Annotated in this window: 14 protein-coding genes; 12 read left to right on the top strand and 2 right to left on the bottom strand. The window is 41.4% G+C overall.

The window, feature by feature from the left end; genetic code table 11:
* The first annotated feature begins 131 nt into the window (after positions 1–131).
* The 10 genes from AC6I1H_RS08915 to AC6I1H_RS08870 all read left to right on the top strand — a co-directional run bounded on the left by AC6I1H_RS08915 (position 132) and on the right by AC6I1H_RS08870 (position 9,539).
* Entirely contained in the window at positions 132–1,400 is a 1,269-nt protein-coding gene (locus AC6I1H_RS08915; RefSeq protein ID WP_497740588.1) for an efflux RND transporter periplasmic adaptor subunit, read from the top strand.
* Positions 1,401–1,426: 26 nt separating this feature from the next.
* Positions 1,427–4,573, top strand: a complete 3,147-nt coding sequence (locus AC6I1H_RS08910; RefSeq protein ID WP_497740587.1) for an efflux RND transporter permease subunit — start codon at positions 1,427–1,429, stop codon at positions 4,571–4,573.
* Between the two features lie 39 nt (positions 4,574–4,612).
* The gene (locus AC6I1H_RS08905; protein ID WP_497740586.1) at positions 4,613–5,746 is read left to right on the top strand and encodes a TolC family protein; all 1,134 of its coding nucleotides are present in this window, start codon (positions 4,613–4,615) and stop codon (positions 5,744–5,746) included.
* 153 nt (positions 5,747–5,899) lie between these two features.
* Complete coding sequence (locus AC6I1H_RS08900) at positions 5,900–6,820, top strand: hypothetical protein (protein WP_497740585.1); 921 nt, start codon at positions 5,900–5,902, stop codon at positions 6,818–6,820.
* Between the two features lie 18 nt (positions 6,821–6,838).
* Positions 6,839–7,501: a hypothetical protein gene (locus tag AC6I1H_RS08895; protein WP_497740584.1), complete on the top strand. Its 663-nt coding sequence runs from the start codon at positions 6,839–6,841 to the stop codon at positions 7,499–7,501.
* A 74-nt stretch (positions 7,502–7,575) separates the two neighbouring features.
* A complete protein-coding gene (locus AC6I1H_RS08890; protein ID WP_497740583.1) occupies positions 7,576–7,698 on the top strand; it encodes a hypothetical protein in 123 nt (40 codons plus the stop codon).
* A gap of 55 nt (positions 7,699–7,753) precedes the next feature.
* A complete protein-coding gene (locus tag AC6I1H_RS08885; protein ID WP_497740582.1) occupies positions 7,754–7,951 on the top strand; it encodes a hypothetical protein in 198 nt (65 codons plus the stop codon).
* Between the two features lie 94 nt (positions 7,952–8,045).
* Positions 8,046–8,252, top strand: coding sequence for a hypothetical protein (locus tag AC6I1H_RS08880; protein ID WP_497740581.1), 207 nt, complete (start codon positions 8,046–8,048; stop codon positions 8,250–8,252).
* A 300-nt stretch (positions 8,253–8,552) separates the two neighbouring features.
* Positions 8,553–8,963 (top strand): DUF4351 domain-containing protein, encoded by a 411-nt coding sequence (locus AC6I1H_RS08875; RefSeq protein WP_497740579.1) that lies wholly within the window; start codon positions 8,553–8,555, stop codon positions 8,961–8,963.
* Between the two features lie 435 nt (positions 8,964–9,398).
* On the top strand, positions 9,399–9,539 hold the full coding sequence (locus AC6I1H_RS08870) for a nucleotidyltransferase family protein (RefSeq protein ID WP_497740578.1): 141 nt from the start codon (positions 9,399–9,401) through the stop codon (positions 9,537–9,539).
* Between the two features lie 141 nt (positions 9,540–9,680).
* Here AC6I1H_RS08870 and AC6I1H_RS08865 read toward each other — a convergent pair whose 3' ends face one another.
* A complete protein-coding gene (locus AC6I1H_RS08865; protein WP_497740577.1) occupies positions 9,681–9,962 on the bottom strand; it encodes a DUF503 domain-containing protein in 282 nt (93 codons plus the stop codon).
* Positions 9,963–10,158: 196 nt separating this feature from the next.
* Positions 10,159–11,538, bottom strand: coding sequence for an MATE family efflux transporter (locus AC6I1H_RS08860; RefSeq protein WP_497740576.1), 1,380 nt, complete (start codon positions 11,536–11,538; stop codon positions 10,159–10,161).
* A gap of 321 nt (positions 11,539–11,859) precedes the next feature.
* On the opposite strand from AC6I1H_RS08860, the gene AC6I1H_RS08855 reads away from it, so the two are divergent.
* Together AC6I1H_RS08855 and AC6I1H_RS08850 are read left to right on the top strand one after the other, a co-directional pair.
* Positions 11,860–12,366 carry a MarR family winged helix-turn-helix transcriptional regulator gene (locus tag AC6I1H_RS08855; protein ID WP_497740575.1) on the top strand — a complete coding sequence of 169 codons (507 nt, stop codon included), beginning with the start codon at positions 11,860–11,862 and terminating at the stop codon, positions 12,364–12,366.
* Positions 12,353–13,780 (top strand): TolC family protein, encoded by a 1,428-nt coding sequence (locus tag AC6I1H_RS08850; protein ID WP_497740573.1) that lies wholly within the window; start codon positions 12,353–12,355, stop codon positions 13,778–13,780. Before AC6I1H_RS08855 ends, AC6I1H_RS08850 begins: the two co-directional genes overlap by 14 nt.
* The last annotated feature ends 12 nt before the right edge of the window (positions 13,781–13,792 follow it).

Here is a 13,792-nt window from a genome sequence, read left to right as displayed (position 1 = left end):
AAAAAAGTTTCAATACCTTTTTTCATTTTTGCCACAATGTTCCTTTTTTTTGCCATTTTTTTGCCTAATTTTTATGTTAGTATAAACATCATTAAAATAATTTAATAGATGAGTCGGAAGGGGATAAGAAAATGAACGCTGTTAGAAATTACAAATATGTTTTTCTGGTTGTTATAGCAATCATGATTGTTACAGCTTTATCAGTTTACGGAAATAAAAAAGATGCAAAAAAAGGCAACATGGAAGATGAAAAGATAGCAATCAGCGTCGAAGTCAAGAAGATAGTTCCTGAGACTATAGAACAGTACATAAATGTTTCTTCAAAGGTCATGGCAAATAACGAGGTATCTGTCGTGCCAAAGATTAGCGGAACTGTAAAAAAAGTATATGTCAGCCTTGGCGACACTGTAAAAGCCGGTGATATTCTGTTTGAAATAGATGATACTGAGTGGCGACTTAAGGTAGAACAGGCGGAAGCATCGCTTGCTTCTGCTGAGGCAAATTATGAAAAGAGTATAGGAGGAAGCCTTGAAAATGAGATTTCGCAATTGCAATCTACAGTGAATACATATGAAATTCAGTATAAGGATTTGCTCAAGGAACTTGAAAATACCAAAACTTTGTATGAACGAGGAGCAGTATCAAAACAGGAGCTTGATGATCTGCAGTCCAGTGTAAATAAAGCGAAGTTGCAGCTTGATACCGCGAGAGAAAATTTGAAACTGACTCAAGAAAAGATTGCAAAAGAAACGGAAAAATCAGGGAGGGCATCCGTGTTGCAGGCCCAGGCGGAATTGGAAACCGCCAGAACCCAATTGGGATATACGAAGGTAAAAGCAGAAATAGACGGGATAATCAGCGCTTGTGATATAACTGAGGGTTCCACAGTTACTACTCAAAGCGCAGCCATGAAGATAGCAAATATGGATAAGGTCAAACTTTCCTTTAATATATCTGATGATGCCATCAATAAAGTTTCTGTTGGCTCCAAGGCATATATCACAATATCGGCGGCATCCGATACCCCCTATGAAGGGACTGTTACCAATATTTCTCCGGCAGCCAATAGCCAGACAATGCTTTATCCGGTTGAGATATATATCGACAATGTTGATTATCGCATAAAGCCGGGTATGTTTGCTTCAGTTAATCTTGTCTTAAACAAGAAAGAAAACACAATTTCGGTTCCGCTTAATGCTGTAATTGAAAAAAATAATAAAAAATATGTGTATATTGTGGATGATAATAATATTGCACATAAAAAAATAGTAGAAACCGGAATAAGAAATGATACGAGTATAGAAATATTAAGCGGTGTTAAAACTGGAGACCTAGTGGTAATAAAAGGCCAGGATTTTATTTCTGATGGAAGCACTGTAAATATTACAGCACGGCATTGAAATAAAAACAGAAAGGACTGGTGAAAATGGACATTACGAAAATTTCCATTACAAGGCCTGTAACAGTAATAATGGCAATGCTTGTAGTAATCATTCTAGGTGCTGTGTCTATTACAAAAATGCAAATGGCCTTAATTCCTGATGTTGAGATGCCTGCTGCAGTTGTTATAACAGAATATGAAGATGCAGGGCCTGAGGAGGTAGAAAGTCTTGTTACGGAAAAAATTGAAGGTGCAATTGCTGGTGTAGAAAATATAGATTCCATTTCTTCCACATCTTCAGAAGGCATATCTATGGTCATGGTGGAGTTTAATTATGGTACTGATATGGATGATGCCATAAATTCCATACGTGACAAAATAAGCATGGTAGAAGAAACGCTTCCGGATGATGCTGAATCGCCAACTATCATAAAAATGGATATGAATTCTATGCCTGTTGCGAATATAATTTTTTCATCAGAAAGCATGGATGAAAATGAATTAAAAACATTTGTAGAAGATAACATAAAATCTCGAATTGAAAGACAACCGGGAGTTGCTTCCGTTGATATAACTGGTGGTTCTGAAAAAGAGATTAGAATCGAAATTGATCCGGAAAGGCTGGAAGGCCTCGGTCTTGACATGTCAAACATTGCACAGGTGATCGCGGCTGAGAATACTAATGTATCTGCGGGTGACATAGAATACGGGGATAAATCCCTCATCATAAGCAGCAAGTTAAAGATGCAAAGCATTGATGATGTGAGAAAGACGCCGATTAAACTCCCCAGCGGCGATGTCGTTCGATTGCAGGATATTGCCAGAATAACGGAATCCGAAAAAGAGATAGAATCTATAAGTCGCTATAATGGCGAACGGTGTATTAGCCTTTCGGTAACAAAGGCTAGCGATGCAAATACCGTTACAACAGTAAATGCTGTCAAAAAAGAAGTTGAAAGAATCTCAGAAGAATACAGAAATATAACAGCGAAGGTAGTAAATGAATCTGGAAGCACCATTGAAAATTCTATTAGGAACGTAGTATCCAATATTTTTACTGGTGCATCACTTGCTACCCTGATGCTCTTTATTTTCTTGAAAAATATAGGTATAACAGGGATAGTGGCTGTTTCTATGCCGTTATCAATCATCGGCACCTTTGTTTTGCTCTATTTTTCCGGAACAACACTGAATTTAATGTCCTTAGGCGGTCTTTCAATTGGTGTCGGTATGCTGGTTGACAACTCGGTCGTTGTGCTGGAAAATATTTACCGATACAGGACTGCGGAAGGTTATGGGAAAATCAAAGGCACATATAGAGCCACGAAAGAGATTTCCCTTTCCATAAGCGCATCAACTCTTACAACCATAGTGATATTCCTGCCGTTTATATTCATAAGCGGTATGGCACTGCAGATGATGAAAGACCTGGCTCTTGCAGTAGTATTTTCGTTGGTGATGTCGCTCGCAGTTGCCGTTACGGTAGTCCCGATGCTCAGTGCAAATTATGTAAATAATTTACACAGAAACAGAGCCCCCAAGCCTTTTGGGTTTATTAACACTATTTTGGATCTGTTTGATAAATTTATAAAAGGGCTGGACAGGATTTACCAAAAAGCACTTAATTGGGCCTTGAAACATAAAAAGAGAACCCTTCTGGCTGTAATTTGTATTTTTATATTTTCGCTTACTTTGCTGCCATCTATAGGTATGGAGCTCATGCCTTCATCGGATGAAGGAACCTTTACGGTTACGGTGAAAGCTCCAAAGGGAAGCAAGCTTGAGGTAGTAGATGAGCTTTCTTTGAAGGTTGAAAAAATACTGGAAAAGATACCGGAATTAAAATCCATGACGGTTTCCATGTCTGGTTCTTCAAACAGTATGAATCCAAATAGTGGAGAAAGTGAAGAAAGTTCAATTTCAGTTGAATTAGTTGATAAAACAGAAAGAAGCAAAAGCACAGATGAAATTGTAGAGGAGGTAAGACATCTTACAAAAGGAATTGCGGGGGCAAATATTACTGTTTCTGCATCCTCAAACATGTCCAGAATGATGGGTGGCGGGGGAGTTACGGTAGAGATTTACGGTGAAGATCTGAACATCCTGAAAGAAATCAGCGAGGAAATCAAACGTCAGATGGCTCATGTAAAGGGGACAAGACAAATAACTAGTTCGCTGGAGGAACAGGATAAGCAGATAGCCCTTAAAATTGACAAAGATAAAATAAGGGAGTATGGTCTTACAGGCTCAGAGGTGGCTTCACAAGTTAAAAACATCATTTCAGGCGATACCGCAACAACCTTAAAAATAAACGGAACAGAAATGGATATTAGAATTGTTTATCCTGAAGAATCGGTTGAGACACTAACAGATCTTAGAAGCATCAGCATAAGAACAGGCTCTGGAACATATGTGCCGCTTTCATCCATCGCTGAAATAACAATGGATGATGTGCCGTCCTCAATTTATAGAAAAAACCAGACCCGCTATGTAACGGTCAGTTGCGATGTTTTTGGGCGCGCTTCAGGAAGCGTTGGAAATGAAATACAAAATATCATCAATCAAATGTCTTTTCCTGACGGATATAGGGCATCTCTTGGTGGAACCAATGAAATGATGAATGAAACCTTTTCTTCATTGTCTCTTGTGATAGAATTGGCCATTGTGCTCGTATATATGGTTATGGCTGCACAGTTTGAGTCGCTGATTAATCCGTTTATCATCATGTTTACCATACCATTGGCGTTTACCGGTGCCATACTGCTTCTTTTCGTCAGTGGCGAGTCGATAAGTATGATGGCATTGATTGGCTGTTTGGTGCTGGTTGGAATTGCTGTGAATAACGGCATCGTACTTGTGGACTACATCACAATATTGCGGGAAAGAGACGGTTATGGATTGGAAGAAGCCGTTTTGAAGGCATGCCCTACGAGACTTCGCCCAATCCTTATGACAGCTTTGACAACTATCTTCGGTCAGTTTCCGTTGATATTTTCCAATGGTACAAATAGTGAAATACTGCGGGGCATGGGCCTTGTTATCGCAGGAGGGCTTGCAACCTCCACGTTTCTAACCCTGTTTGTTGTACCGCTGCTTTATATTTACTTTGACAAGCTTTCAGATAAATTCAGAAAGTTATTCAAGATGAAACCAAAAATGAAACGGTTGGAAGTTGAACAGGAATGCAATTGAATTTGATGACTTCACTTTTATGGAAAAGAGGGAATGAATGTGAGAAAGAAGCTAACAGCAATGCTGATAGCGTTGATGATAGTAACTTCAAGTGCTGCCACGCAATGGGTCAATGCCGATAATGCGGCTGAGGAAAAGACTTTTTCATTACAACAGGCGATAGATTATGCACTGAAAAACAGCCCGTTGATAGCCATTAGTGACACGGGAATTCAAAAAGCGAAGGTAAGCTTGAGCGAAGCAAAAAGCGCATATAAAAAGGCGGAGGATGCTGATAATGCATCATTTGAAAATAGTCTGACTGAACAGGGCTATTATAAAAGGTTGGCAGAGATGGCTCTGAAAATAGCAGAGCAAGAAAAGGCACAAACTGTGGAGTCAATAAAATTTACCGTAGAGAATAATTATTTCACCCTTCTCAATGCACAGGAAAATTTAAATATACAAAATGGCATACTGGAACTGGCAAAAGAGAACATGGATATGGCAAATATAAAATATAATTTGGGTACAATATCGGAAATTGATTTGTTATCATTTAAGACTTCATTGGCCCAGGCAGAAGTTAATCTGAAATCGGCGCAAAGGGCGTTGGAATATGCACAGATGAATTTTAACAATGCTCTGGGCCTACCGCTTAAAACAAAAGTAAATCTCACCGATGAAATTGAGATACAAGCTCCTCAAAACGTTGATATAGATAAAAAAGTGGCTGAAGCCCTTCAAAATAGGATGGAGATAATTTCGGCCAAGGAACAGTATGAAGTCGATAAACTATATTTCGAGATTACTGCAAAATGGTATCCGCCCAATACATATAAATATCAATCAGCAAAACAAACAGCAGAATCCAGTGAATACACCCTGACCAAAACCATTCAAACAGTAGAAATTTCAGTAAGAAAAGCCTATTTGGACATGCTGGATGCTTATGAATCACTGGATGTAATGCAGCAAAAAAAAGAACAACTGCAAAAAGCTTATGATGTAACGAAAATAAAATACGAAAATGGCATGGGAACCAATATCGACTTGCTTGATGCGCTAAATGAATTAAGAGAGATAAAATTGAGCAAAGCTAAAGCAGAGTTAGAGTATAATTTGGCTAAGAAAAAATTTGAAGCATCCTATGGAGTAGGACTTGGCTCTTCTGAAAATAGTACGTCGATGTAAAATAAATATAGATGCAAAGATATTCCTTCACAAATCTTTCACAAATCCTCAATCAAATTGTGACATGACTGTAAAAAAAACTACAAAATCAAATGGTATTATATAGTCAACATGAAAAATTTTGCTAAATCATTTTAAATAAGGAGTGATTTTATGAGGTTAAAAAAATTATTCAAAAAGCTTGTATCGCTATTGTTTGCCGGAGGCATTGTTGCGTCGTGTTCCGTGGGCTTTGCAGCGGGAATGCCGCAGGGCGTAGGGGTTTTTTACATGAACCGGCAGAACGGCGTGTTTGGAAATATGTACCAGATGCAGGCGTTTAAGCCGTCAAATCCGGGCACGGTTCAGAACAGGCATTCTTTTAAGGACATGAAGGAAGATGCAATTTTCAAGCTTGCAGCGTACCTTGGAATCGACACAAGAAATCTAACGCTTGATCAGGTCGTCAGCCTGATAGTTGCGAAATGGAACGAGATGAAAGGCCGGGAAAATGTATTTTCCCCGAACGTGAACTTTTTCGGGAACCTTAATGTGCAGTCTATGGCGCAGCTTGCTGAAGAGATGGGTATAAGCTCCGGCGGCGTGCAGGCCGCAGACATACTGAGCAGGATCAAGCAAAACATGAATTACATGTGTTCAAATGCACTGCTTGAAAAAGCAGCGGTGCTTCTCGGCATTGATACAGACGACCTTGATAATGATGAAATCGTGGCAAAAATAGAAGATGCGCTTGATGAACTGAGCGCGGCAAAGCTTTTGCAACTGGCAAACATTCTCGGAATCGATCCAGGCGACCTTACAGAAGATGAAATGGTAGAAGAAATAAAGGACGCACTCGAAGGCCTGCTTGATGAAGACGATACCGATGTTTTGCTTGAAAAAGCGGCGGCCTTTTTGGGAATAGACACGGATGAACTTGACGATGATGAAATCGTAAGCGAGATAAAGGATGTGCTCGATGACCTGAGCGTTTCAAATCTGATTAAACTTGCAAACATATTTGGCATAGATACAGATGATCTGACGAGCGATGAAATAATTGATGCGATAGAAGATATTCTTGATGATATGTAGCAGGAGGACTGGCATAAAATGAAAAAAGCATTATGCATCATGTTGGTGCTTGGAATGCTGATGACCGCAGCGGGCTGCGGAGGCGGGGGAAAAAACGAAGGCGGCGCTCCCGCTGCGGCGCAGGGGCAGGCACAACAACAGCAGCAGGAGCAAGCGCCAACACAACAGCAGGCAACAGACCAGGCAGGATCGGCTGAAAACGTCATCGCGGGAGAGGTTTCATCGATTTCAGGAAGCACGGTGGAATTAAAACTTATAGAAATGCCGCAGCCCGGCCCAAGAGGCGAGCAAAACCAGCAAAGTAATCAGCAAATGCAAGCTCAGGACGCAAATCAAGGGCCGGATGCCGGGCAGGGGCAAAAAGCTCCAAACAATGACTCCGGGCAAAATCCCGGCGCTCCTCCAGAAGCAGGCGGCAATCCTCCCGAAAAAAGCGAGAATTCCGGTTCGGACCGGATTCAAAGACAGGTCGAGCTGAAGTATACGGGCGAGACCAAGACCATTGATATTCCGGATGGGGTTGAAATCACGGTTATGCAAAGAGGAGACAAAGGGATGGAGCAAAAGACAATAAGCATAGGAGACATAAAGGTCGGAGACATTTTGAGAATATGGTATTCTGACAATAGCATGACCAGCATATCAAGGATCAGCGTCATGCAGAAGGCAGGCAACCAGTAAAATTGACATCAGCCTGTGCCGTTTTACGGCACGGGCATACTGTTTATATATAAAATCAAAATTGAGGTGGTTTGATGAAAAGGAAGATATGCATAGTAACAGTCGTTGCTGCAGTTTTTGTTTTGTTTGCAGCATCTACGGTTTTTGCATCGGGCGCGGGCATGAAAAGCATAAAGGCGTATTTCGGCGATATCTAGCTATTGAATGGGCGCGACACCGCGACACCGCGCGACACCGGGGACGGTTCTCTGATTGTCGCAAATAAAAATGGAAGAGGTAAATTCCACCCCTGAGCGTATTTTCCGCACAGCACTGGCAACAATTGTTTCTGCAGAAAGAGCGGCTAATATAAAAGGGGTGGAGCTTACTTTTTCAATTGACCTCTTTATAATATTTCCTTTTTCACATTTTCCACGGCAAAGCGGCCGTCGTTTTCCAATTGGAAATTAATAAAAAAAAGCGTTATGCATCACAAAAAACAACAGCACATACAAAGTCATAAGTTATAATGGATATACATACGTTTCTATAAACGACTTAAACAATGTATTTGGTTATAAATATGGTCAGAGAAGAGAAAACGAACGGCGCTCAGTCGGGCAATATGCAGCAGCCTAATCCGCCAAAATCTATGAAATTTACCAAAGGAGACAAAACAATAACTGTAGATTTATACGATGCAAACAATGTGCTTTCTGTGGGCAGACGAATATATTTAAATTATACGCTTTTTGCGGATATAATAAAGTAATTCTTGCTGGCCCAAAGAAAATTTTGTAAAAATTAATTTAAAGAAAGATTTTATTTTATAAGGTTAAAGGTGCCGGGCACTCACTTATTCACTCAATGAAAATTAAGACACCTTCTGTTATTTTATTATAGAAATAACAGAAGGTGTTTTTTATAAGAAGAAAACCGGTTTCGGGATAATTGATAAATCAGGACGGCGATAAAATGGCGACAGATTTTTTTATCAGAGTGGGATACTGAGAAATCGCAAACAAATCTTCCTGATCAACACTGCATAAATATTGAAGTTAAAAGCAAGATAATGTATAATCAAGGAAAAGAATGTGCTGATGCAATACTAAAAATGCCGATGAACATAAACAGGAAAAAAGATATAGCATTTTATGCGGGCATTTTCTCTGGTTTGATGTTTAACGAACAAGAAGTAAAAAGAGCCTTTGAGGCGGTGGTAAGGATGCTGAACCTGGAAGAATCGTCCTTCTATAGACTAATACTTGAAGAAGGCAAGAAAAAGGGCTTGACAGAAGGAATTAAAGAAGGTCTAAAGGAGGGCAAGGCGGATACAGCAATAAGACTTTTGAAAAAGAAATTTGGGACATTATCAAAAGAGGCGGAGGAAAAGATACTTAAAGCAAATAAGGAAACACTGGACAACATTCTTGATGATATATTTACAATAGAAAAAATTGAAGATTTGGATAAATACTATTAATGGTGCCAGACATTCACGCGACATAGGGGACGGTTCGTTAATTGTCGCAAATGTAATTGTCGCAAACGAAAATGAAGAAAAAAATCAGTCTTCATAAAATTTAACTACTTTTTAGCACACCTGTTTTTATTCATTGTTTGTTTTTTGCCTTATGGCGGCTGATAGGAAATGGAAGAGGATAGTGATATTGATATTGCCGTTGTCGGAGATGATTTTCGGGGGAAAACTCAGGAGGGGGTTGCTAAATGAGCGATGCAAGAATCCCGCACCTAAGTTGTAACCTTTCGATAATTTTGTTCCTGGAAATAAAATATGAGTTTATTGAGGTTTGATATTATGATAGACGATGAGGAGATAGAAAAGATAAGGAAAGAGATATAGTTTCAACCCGATAAAATAATCCTATTTGGATCTCAAGCAAAAGGGATAGCTAAGTTGAGTAGTGATATAGATTTATGCGTCATAATTAACACAGATAATAAAAGAAGTCTGTTGGCCGAAGTTTATTCGGAGATTGATAGTCGTAAACCCTTTGACGTTATAGTTTATACACCGGGGGGAATGGGAGAAATTTAAAAATCGTGAGGGAACTTTTGCACATTTAATAAATGAGAAGGGGGTGACCCTATATGGTTGACAACAGTCGGTATCAAGATTGGATTCAAAGGGCCAAAAAAGATATTAATGCTGCTCTAATACTAAAAGAACATGACTGTTTTACCATATTTCCTTGACCACATTCTCCACTGTAAAGCGGCCGTCGTTTTCCATAAATGAGAGGACATTGTCCAGCTGACGGCTTGCGTGTTCGCCGGTAGTGGAGACACAGGCCATGCCGATTACCGCCCGCCTCAAATCATCCTGCCTGTCCACTTCCGCAATGGATATGTTGTAGCGGTTTTTCAACCTCTCGATTATGCTCTTCACTATGTGCCTTTTATCTTTCAGCGAAAACGTATCGCCCATAGAAATCTCCACAATCATTGTGCCGATGATCATGTTCATTCCGCTCCCTGTGGTATTTGATTTTCCCGGCTATCAACGGCTGCAGCCCCGACTGCAGACCCGATTCCATAACGCTTGCTGCAGAAATTTGCCTCCTTTGGGAGACCTTTCGCTTTCGAAGAAGATGGGAAGTGGCGCTGGAAAACCTTGTGCCGTTGCTGCCCTTGACAAAAGCATGGGAAAAAAGCCTCTACTTTTCCGCTTCCGGGATCAGTGCAAAGTTTTTGCTGCCCTGCCGCTCCAGGTGTCTGATTTCCGAAAGGATCCAGATGCCTGTCAGGATAGATGAACCGGCGTCGGAAACTGGTCCTGCCATGAAAATTCCATCAAGACCGAAGAACCGGGGCAGTATCAATAAAGATGGTATGAGAAGGATTACTTGCCGTGAAAGGCTCAGGAACATAGCGTGCTTCGGCTTGCCCACCGCCTGGAAATAGTTCGCGCTGACTATCTGAAAACCGATGACCGGCAGAAGCATGAGGAAGATGCGAAGCCCGCGGGCCCCCAGAGAAATAAGGTGCATATCATTGTTGTTGAACATTCGGATAAGGCTGTCCGGAAAAAGCTGCGTAACAATAAACCCTATGATGACGACACACGTGGCCGCGGTGATGGCCAGCGCCAGCGTTTTTTTCACCCGGTCGAATTTCCTGGCGCCGTAGTTGTATCCTATTATGGGCTGGGCCCCCTGGTTGATGCCGAAAATGGGCATAAGGATCAGCATGGCTATGCTGTTTATGATTCCCATGGCGGAAATGGCAATATCGCCCCCGTATGTTCGCAGGCTGTTGTTTAATATGATATTGAGGAGGCTTGCTGCCAACTGCATGGCAAAAGGAGCCGAACCAATGGCAAATATCTTATTTACAACGGGGGTTCGCAGCTTTAGATTCTTTAAGTGAAATTTCAACAGGCTAGCTCCCCCCAGAAAGTAATAAAGCACCCACGCGGCGGATACCATCTGGGAAAGTATTGTCGCCAGGGCGGCTCCGCCGATTCCCATTTTAAAAACGAATATGAAAACCGGGTCCAGGATCGTGTTTAATATGGCGCCTATAAGCATGGTGAACATGGCGATCCTGGGATTTCCTTCGGCCCGGATAAAGTTGTTCATGCCGAAACCTATCCCTTGGAACACCGCACCCCACAAGATGATGCTGAGATATTGCCTTGCATAGGGCAATATAGCCTTACTTGCTCCGAAAAGTTCCAACAAAGGATTTAGGAAAATGAGGCCGCATACGGATATGACAAGAGATATCACCACCAGAAGCGTCAGTGCGTTCCCTATGATGAGTTCGGCTTCTTCTTTTTTTTGCTCGCCCAGGCGAATGGATATCAATGCGGTGGCGCCTAGCCCTATTAACATTCCAAAAGCCATTATTATTATCATTAGCGGGAACCCAACGGTGATACCCGCGATTCCCTGAGAACCGACTCCCCTCCCCACAAAAATCCTATCAACCACATTGTACAGCGCATTCACTATCATGCCGGTAATCGCCGGGATGGAAAAACTCAAAAGCAGAGCAGGAATACTGCCTTCTCCCAGTTGCTTTGACCTGTCCATAATATCCTCCTTTTCTTTCACTATTATAGTGTAAAATTTATTGAGGCTATAGTCAAGAAAAGAGTAAAAAAGACGATGTAGTGGGGATAGAGATTTTAGCAGATGCAAGGCAATCTTAAACTGGAAGTTGAATTTGAATAATATAAGGAAAACATAGCAAAATAAAGCAAACATATGAAAGCGGGGCGCAAATTAAAATAATAGCGCGGCCGCAATTTTTTTATATTAATAATTAACATATAAATAATTAACATAATGAACATTAATATATATAATATAAACACATACATTAATGTAATATTTATGGCGGAGGCGAAAGTATTGGAAAGGCTTAAAAGGATGGCTGAGAGCTATAAGTGGGTGGAAGGTATTGCGAGCAGGGCTATTATTGAATTCAAAAAAACCCATGAAATGCTTGAGGAAGTCTTCGAAAATTACTTTCAAGAATACGACATATCCGATTCCAAATTCAATTTGCTGGTCATACTATACAATTCCTCGGAAAAAGGGTTGATGTTGTCGGAGATAGGAGACAGGATGCTGGTGACCAGGGCGAACATAACGGGCCTCATCGATAGGCTGGAAAGGCAGGGCTTGGTGAAGAGAATAAGGGATGACACGGACAGGAGGAAGATACAGGCGGTGATCACGAAAAAGGGGATTTCTTTCACCGAAGAGGTAATGAGAAAATATAAGGAATGGTCAAGTTCCATCATGAATATCTTAAATGATGATGAGAAGAGCCGTCTTATAAACATAATGTCCAAATTGCAGAAAGGACTGGTTCAAATGGAAACGGAAAGGAGAATCCCGCATGTTACGGCTTAAATTGCCCGCCTGCTTAATAATCATGACCGTTTTTCTCTCCTTCGGATTTCCTGCTCATGCAGAAGAATCCGGTGTGCTGAAGCTCACCATAGAAGATGCAGTGAAAAAGGGCATCGAAAACAGCATCTCATTAAAACAGGTCCAAAATCAGATGGACATCAGCGATTTGACGCTCGACAGGGCAAAATACCAGAGCAAGAAACTCAAGGATGCGGACAAAAGCATAAGTGAAGGCAGATCTCAGCTGAGCGAAGCTCAAAAAGCGCTGGACAACGGCTATGTTCCCGAAGATATCACCCTGCCAAACGGCATGGTGATAAAAAAGGGAACAAAAATATCCGACCTTCCGCTGGATGACAGTACAAAGCAGAGCATAATAAGCGGCATCCAGCAAGAAATCAAAGAAGGTTATTCCTCCCTTTCCTCCGGCGAGTCCAAACTGGACTCCGCACTCATCGAAGCCGGGACCGAGTTTTCGGACAAACTGAACTTTGAGAGCCTGAAATCCCTGGACATAAAATCTACGGAAGACCTGATGACCACCATGGCCGAAGTCTCCAACGAGGTTACCAACGCATCGTATAACATATACAAAAACCAGATAGCCCTTCTTATCAAGAAAAGCTACTACGACGTACTAAAAGCCCAGAAAATGCTGGAAGTAAAACAAAGAGCCGTCGATAGGGCGAAAAAACAATTCGATTTGGCGGCGGAAAGCTTCAGGACCGGCATGAAGGCAAAAGACGACATGCTGCTTGCCGAACTTTATTACAAAAAAACCCAGATAGAATACCAGCAGGCTGTAGCGGATTTAAACAATGCCATGATTGAATTCAAGAAAAACATAAACGTTCCCCAGAATACAGAAATTGAGCTTACGGACGTGCTGGCCGAAGAGGTGGAAGATGAGGATCTGGAGCAGGGAATAAAAAGCGGCCTCATAAACAGGCTCGAAATAAAAAAAGCTTTCGGGCAACTGGTGGTGAATGATTTGAGCTTTGAATCCACAAAAAGGACCTACCCGGAAAACACGTTCCAGTACAGGGAAGCGGCGCTTTTAAAAGAAAAGGCAAGGCTCGAGTATGAAAACACAAAAGTGACCGTGGAAAGCTCTATCCGGCAGTCATACGAGACCATGAAAAGAGCCGGGGAGATGCTGAAACTCACTCAGCAGATGGTCGACAAGGCAAAAGAAGTGGTGGATATAGCCAGTTACAAATACAACGAAGGTTTTGGCGAAGACAACAGCCTGCTCAAGAAGCTGGACCTGGAATCCGCATCGGGCACCATAGTGGAGGTGCTGGCGGCTCAGGAGAACCTGGCGGATGTGGAAGAGAAGGTGGTGGAAATAATGTACGGATATAACCTGGCGAGAATGAAATATTTCAATGATATAGGGAAATTCATGTATTAAGACATGCCGCAG

It is taken from the genome of Biomaibacter sp. TOL (assembly GCF_059717795.1).
Note: the sequence above shows the minus strand (reverse complement) of the source record. Positions and strands in the feature narration are given on the sequence as shown.

Coding starts and splice junctions, on each gene's coding strand:
- AC6I1H_RS08915 (WP_497740588.1), top strand. CDS start 132: ATGAACGCTGTTAGAAATTACAAATATGTTTTTCTGGTTGTTATAGCA.
- AC6I1H_RS08910 (WP_497740587.1), top strand. CDS start 1,427: ATGGACATTACGAAAATTTCCATTACAAGGCCTGTAACAGTAATAATG.
- AC6I1H_RS08900 (WP_497740585.1), top strand. CDS start 5,900: ATGAGGTTAAAAAAATTATTCAAAAAGCTTGTATCGCTATTGTTTGCC.
- AC6I1H_RS08895 (WP_497740584.1), top strand. CDS start 6,839: ATGAAAAAAGCATTATGCATCATGTTGGTGCTTGGAATGCTGATGACC.
- AC6I1H_RS08890 (WP_497740583.1), top strand. CDS start 7,576: ATGAAAAGGAAGATATGCATAGTAACAGTCGTTGCTGCAGTTTTTGTT.
- AC6I1H_RS08880 (WP_497740581.1), top strand. CDS start 8,046: ATGTATTTGGTTATAAATATGGTCAGAGAAGAGAAAACGAACGGCGCT.
- AC6I1H_RS08875 (WP_497740579.1), top strand. CDS start 8,553: ATGTATAATCAAGGAAAAGAATGTGCTGATGCAATACTAAAAATGCCG.
- AC6I1H_RS08865 (WP_497740577.1), bottom strand. CDS start 9,962: ATGATCATCGGCACAATGATTGTGGAGATTTCTATGGGCGATACGTTT.
- AC6I1H_RS08860 (WP_497740576.1), bottom strand. CDS start 11,538: ATGGACAGGTCAAAGCAACTGGGAGAAGGCAGTATTCCTGCTCTGCTT.
- AC6I1H_RS08850 (WP_497740573.1), top strand. CDS start 12,353: ATGTTACGGCTTAAATTGCCCGCCTGCTTAATAATCATGACCGTTTTT.